Below are 4,988 nucleotides of genomic sequence, written 5' to 3'. Positions count from 1 at the left end.
CCGACGGCCTGATCCTCAAGGTTGGTCTTGAAAACCTGAATGGCGGCGGCGCTGTGACCGGTGCTCAGAAGGCCGGCACCCTGGTCGGTGTTCTGGACTACTCCGGCGCTGGCATCACCGCCCACATCAGCGGTGCCGTTGGTGGCATCCTCGACGGTGACCGCAATGCTGGCGACACCTACCTCGTCCACTCGGGCGTGACCGCCACCTTCGACCAGTTCAAGGTCCGTGGCGCTCTGGCCATCGGCGGCGGCTATGATCCGATCGTCGGCGCCAACTATTCCTACTGGAATGGTCTGGTCTCGGGCGAAGCCAAGTTCGATATGTTCAAGATCGCGCTCTCGGCTGAAGCCATCGGCGGCACCGCTGCCAACGGCGTTGCCCTCGACACCGACTGGGGCTTCGGCGGCTCGTTCGGCGCCACCGTTGCTGAAGGCATCGAAATCAACATCGGCGGCCGTTACTTCAACGACGGTCTCGTGGGCGTTGGCGATGGCTACCAGGTCGCTGCCCAGCTCGTTGCTGCTCTGACCGAAACCATCAAGCTGACCACCGAAATCGGTGTGTACGGCCATGGCGAGGACACTGTTGCCTCCATCCGTCCGGTCGGCCCTGCTGCTTCGGACTTCTACGCGAAGGCCGAACTCGGCTGGAAGCCCGGTGGCGGTTTCGAATCGTCGCTCGGCGCCACCGTTCAGCAGAACGGCGCGTACAAGGTTACCTTCAAGGCTTCGAAGGCCTTCCAGTAATCCTTGGATTGCAGTCTCTACGGAAAGGCCCGGCTCACGCCGGGCCTTTCTGCTTTTAGGGTGGGGCGGCGTCAGGTGCTCGAGACGTCACAAAACACATAGTCTTTCTTGCTCACCGGAATGACCCGGTGTGAGGCAACAGCAGAAGCAAGAGGGGTAAACCTGGCTCCAGCCTTGGTTGCCCGCCTGGTTATTCCATTCGAGCAAAGGCTTGCCGCAGCCATTTTCGTTTCCTCCCGCCGTGAAATGCACTAGCCTTGCGGCAATTGCGGCGCTGCGTTGGAATCGGAATGACAAGGGACCTGTGGAAATGGGTCGTGCCGGGGCTGGTCACTGTCCTGGGCGGCACGAGTCTCTCTCTGGCAATGACGACGTCGACCATCGTCGAGGATTTGCAGGCGCGCAGCGCCGCCACCATTGCCGCCGGAAATGTCGATTGGGCCGAGCTGTCCCTTGATGGTCGCGACCTCACCCTGTCTGGTATCACCACCGACCAAGCCCTTGTTGATGATGCGCTTTCCTATCTTTCCCAGATAGATGGATTGCGCTCGGTAACGACGAATGTGGCGCTGGCGCCGTTGGCCAGCCCCTATCGGCTGAAAGCCGGCATAGCGGGCGGCTCCATCAGCCTTGCCGGCGCTGTGCCCGATCTGCCGACGCGCCGGCGCCTGCTCGATCTCGCCGGCCTCGCGGATGCGCCGCTCGAATTGCGCTCCGGCGTATCGGCGCGGCAGGCCTGGGCGGCCGGGGCCGAATTCGCCGTCGCGCAATTGCGTTATCTGGAGAGGGGCGAGGTGGTCGTTTCGGACGACACTATCGCCATCAGCGGCCTGGCCCGCTCCGAGCAGGCGTTCCGCGACCTGCTGGTGGTGCTGCGCGCCGGCCCGCCCCAGGGCATGGAAATGGGAGAGGTCGCCATCACCCCGGCGCAGGTCTCACCCTATCGCTGGACGGCCACTTCCGATGGCCGGCGCATCGCCATTTCCGGCTACGTGCCCGATGCGGAACTGGCCGAGCGCCTGCGCACCGCCGACGTCTCCGGCCTGCCCGTGGCCACGGGGCTGGCGCTGGGCTCCGGCCAGCCTGCCGATTTCACCGAACTCGCCCCGCTGCTGCTCGAGCAATTGGCGCGGCTGGAATATGGCGAGGCCAGCATTCTCGATGGCGCCAGCACGCTGACCGGCGCGCCGGCAACGCTCGAAATCGCCCAAAGCGTTGCCCGTACCCTGCAAACGGCCGGCAGCATCGTGGTGCTCGAGCCACCTCGTATCGAGGACTACTGGCTGAGCGTGGTACGCGAGAATACCGGCGTGCTGATCTTCGACGGCTACGCGCCGGACGATGCGACGCGCCAGGCCTTCGGCGCGCTCGCGGGAGCCGACATTGCGGAATTGAAACTGGGCCGGGGGGCGCCCGATCGCTACCGTTCCGGGGCGGATTTCGGCATCGAAGCCCTCGGACTGATGCGTGAAGGGCGCATGGCGCTGCGCGGCAACGCCCTGACCCTGGCCGGCATCGCCAGCTCCTCCGAAGCCTATCGGGAATTGCTGGCGCTCATTGCGGGCCAGGCCCCACAGGGCATCAGCCTAGCCGCCGCCGATATCCAGGCGCCCCGCGCGGAGACCTATCGCTGGTCGGCGAGGAAGACGGAAGCGGGCCTCGTCCTTTCCGGGCTCGTGCCCGATCCGCAGGCCGAGTCAGCCCTGCGCGAAGCAGCGCCGGCGCTCCAATCCACCTTGGATTATGCCTCAGGCGCGCCGGCGGGATTCATGGTTTCCGCCCGGACGGCGCTGGCCTTGCTGGAGCATCTGCAAAGCGGCGAGGCAGTTTTTGACGGCACGAACTGGGTTTTGAGTGGCCTGGCCGTCTCGCCCGCTGGCCGCGATGCGCTGGAAGCGCAATTGGCCGAACAGGATAAGGCGGCCGATTGGACGCTGGACGTGGTCGATCCCAAGCCGGCGCTACCGAAAAAATCGCCCTATCTGTGGTCGGCGCGACGCGTTGCGGACGGCATGGTGCTGGACGGCTATGTGCCCAATGCCGGCATGCAGCGCTTTTTGGCGCTTCACGCCGGAGAGGGGGCGATCGATGAAACCGAACTGGCCCTGGGTGCGCCCGAGGGCTTTGCCATGGCCGTGACGGCCGCGCTCGATGCGGCAATGGCTCTGGCCGATGGCGAGGCGCGGTTTGATGGTGTGGTCTGGTCGCTGGCCGGCGAGGCAGAATCCATCGCCGCGCGCGATGCCATGCTCGCGGTGCTGGCCGCCAAAGTGCCGGTCGAACATTGGTCCATCGCGGTTACGGCGCCGGAGCCGCAACCGGAGCCAGCGGCCGAACCCATGGCGCCCTATCTCTGGTCGGCGCTCAAGGACGATACCGGACGCATCACGTTAGCGGGCCAGATGCCGGCGCAAAGCATGCAGCGCCTGCTCGCCGTGCGGTTCGGCCCCGATCTGCGGGATGAAACGCAAATTGTGCCGGGCGCGCCCCAGGGCTTCGTCAATGACGCCCTGGTCGCCCTGGCGGCGCTGGCCGGGCTGCAAAATGGCGAGGCGCATTTCGACGGCACCCATTGGGCGATCAGCGGCAAAGCCGGGGCGGGGGCAGATATAGCGGCGGCGCTGGCCAAGGCCGAAACCCCGCTGGCCGGCTGGACTTTGACCATTGAGCCGCCCGACGCGCCGGCCAGTGCCGAGCCCGAAGCGGAGGTCGCGCCGCCCGAAGTTCTGGCAACGCCCGTTGCGGAAGCAGCGGAAACCGAACAGCCCCGGCCAGAGCCGCCGGTCGATGTCGCGGCCGATCCCGATTATGCCTTTGCCGCACGGCGCGATGCCGACGGCGCGGTCATTTTGAGTGGCCAGATTCCGGCCGAGGCGGCGCTGAGCTATTTCGCCGCCCTGAGCCAGGGCGACACGGCGGCGGTCAGCGTTGCCGACGGCGCGCCGTCCAGCTTCCTGCCCAGCGCCGAAACCGGGCTGCGGGCACTGATGTATCTGAGCGAAGGGCGGCTGGATTTTTCCGCCGGCAAATGGTCGCTAGCCGGAACCGCGCCCAATGCCGGTGCGCGCGCCGCCGTGCTCGCCGCCATCGCCGGCGATCCGGGCGGCACGCGATGGATCACCGCCATCGACCTGCCGCCGCCCGGCGCCGAGCCCATCGCCCTTCTGGCCTCCAGACCGGCGCAGCCGGCCGATATCAGCGGCTGCGCGGCGCAGGTCGCCGAGATTTCGGCCCGTAACTCCATCCTTTTCCAATCCGGCGCCGCCATCATCACGGCGACTTCCGAGCCGGCGCTGGATGAGTTGGCGGCAGATCTGGCCGCCTGCGCCGATGCGGTGGTGCATGTGGAAGGGCACACAGATTCCGATGGCGATGCCGGGCTCAACCTGGCGCTGTCGGTGGCGCGGGCCGAAGCGGTGATCGCGGCGCTGGTGGAGCGCGGCATCGCCCCGGCGCGGCTTTACGCCGTGGGCTATGGCGAAAGCGCGCCGGTGGCCGACAACGGCACCGCCGAGGGCAAGCGCCTCAATCGGCGCATCGTCGTCGTGGTGCGGCCCGAGCATTATTGAGGGAGGGGCAGGGGGTGAACTGGCATTCGCTTTTCTATCTCGCGCAGCAGACCTGGCCCTATCTGGCCGCTGCCGGGCTGGTCGGCCTCGTCGTCGGCTGGCGCAGCTTCAGCCCGCCCGGAGCGTGAGGAAGGCGTGATCAACATCGCCCTCATGGCCGACACCGCGCTGCTTGTTCTTCTGGCCTATCTTGCCGGCTGCGTGCTGGGCTATGCCGCACGCCTTATTCTTTATGCCGGGCGTGGAACGCGGCAGGCGAAGGCGCCGGACGTGCCCGCTGCCCCGCCAAGGCCGGCGCGCAGCGCGGCGGCGCGGCTGGCGGCGACCGTGGACGAGCCGTTGCCGGTGCCCCGGCCGCGAATGCCCGAGCCTCGGCCGCTGCTGCTCGAGGGGCCACGCGGGGGGAAAGCTGATAGTCTCAGGCAGATCAAGGGAATCGGCCCGAAAATTGAATCAGTGCTGCATGATCTGGGCATCTTCCATCTCGACCAGATCGCCGGCTGGAGCCCGGCCGATATCGGCTGGATCGACAAGAAGCTCGCCTTCCAGGGGCGGATCACCCGCGAAAGATGGGTGGAGCAGGCCAAGGCCCTCACCAGCACAAGAATCGTGGCTTAGATCATTTCACCGTTTAGTAGAAACGCTGAAATGATCTAAGCCTTTGTTTTAT

3 protein-coding genes are annotated in these 4,988 nt (G+C 66.5%); all 3 read left to right on the top strand.

The window, feature by feature from the left end; genetic code table 11:
- The coding region (locus VDP82_RS13785; RefSeq protein ID WP_323015423.1) for a hypothetical protein at positions 1 to 749 on the top strand (749 nt) is incomplete at its 5' end.
- 290 nt (positions 750 to 1,039) lie between these two features.
- On the top strand, positions 1,040 to 4,318 hold the full coding sequence (locus VDP82_RS13780) for an OmpA family protein (protein WP_323015422.1): 3,279 nt from the start codon (positions 1,040 to 1,042) through the stop codon (positions 4,316 to 4,318).
- A gap of 135 nt (positions 4,319 to 4,453) precedes the next feature.
- Positions 4,454 to 4,936, top strand: coding sequence for a hypothetical protein (locus tag VDP82_RS13775; RefSeq protein ID WP_323015421.1), 483 nt, complete (start codon positions 4,454 to 4,456; stop codon positions 4,934 to 4,936).
- Positions 4,937 to 4,988 lie beyond the last annotated feature (52 nt).

Origin of the sequence: Devosia sp. (genome assembly GCF_034675085.1) — a bacterium.
Lineage (GTDB): Bacteria > Pseudomonadota > Alphaproteobacteria > Rhizobiales > Devosiaceae > Devosia.
This window is presented reverse-complemented; position numbering and strand designations above follow the sequence as displayed.

Coding starts and splice junctions, on each gene's coding strand:
- VDP82_RS13780 (WP_323015422.1), top strand. CDS start 1,040: ATGACAAGGGACCTGTGGAAATGGGTCGTGCCGGGGCTGGTCACTGTC.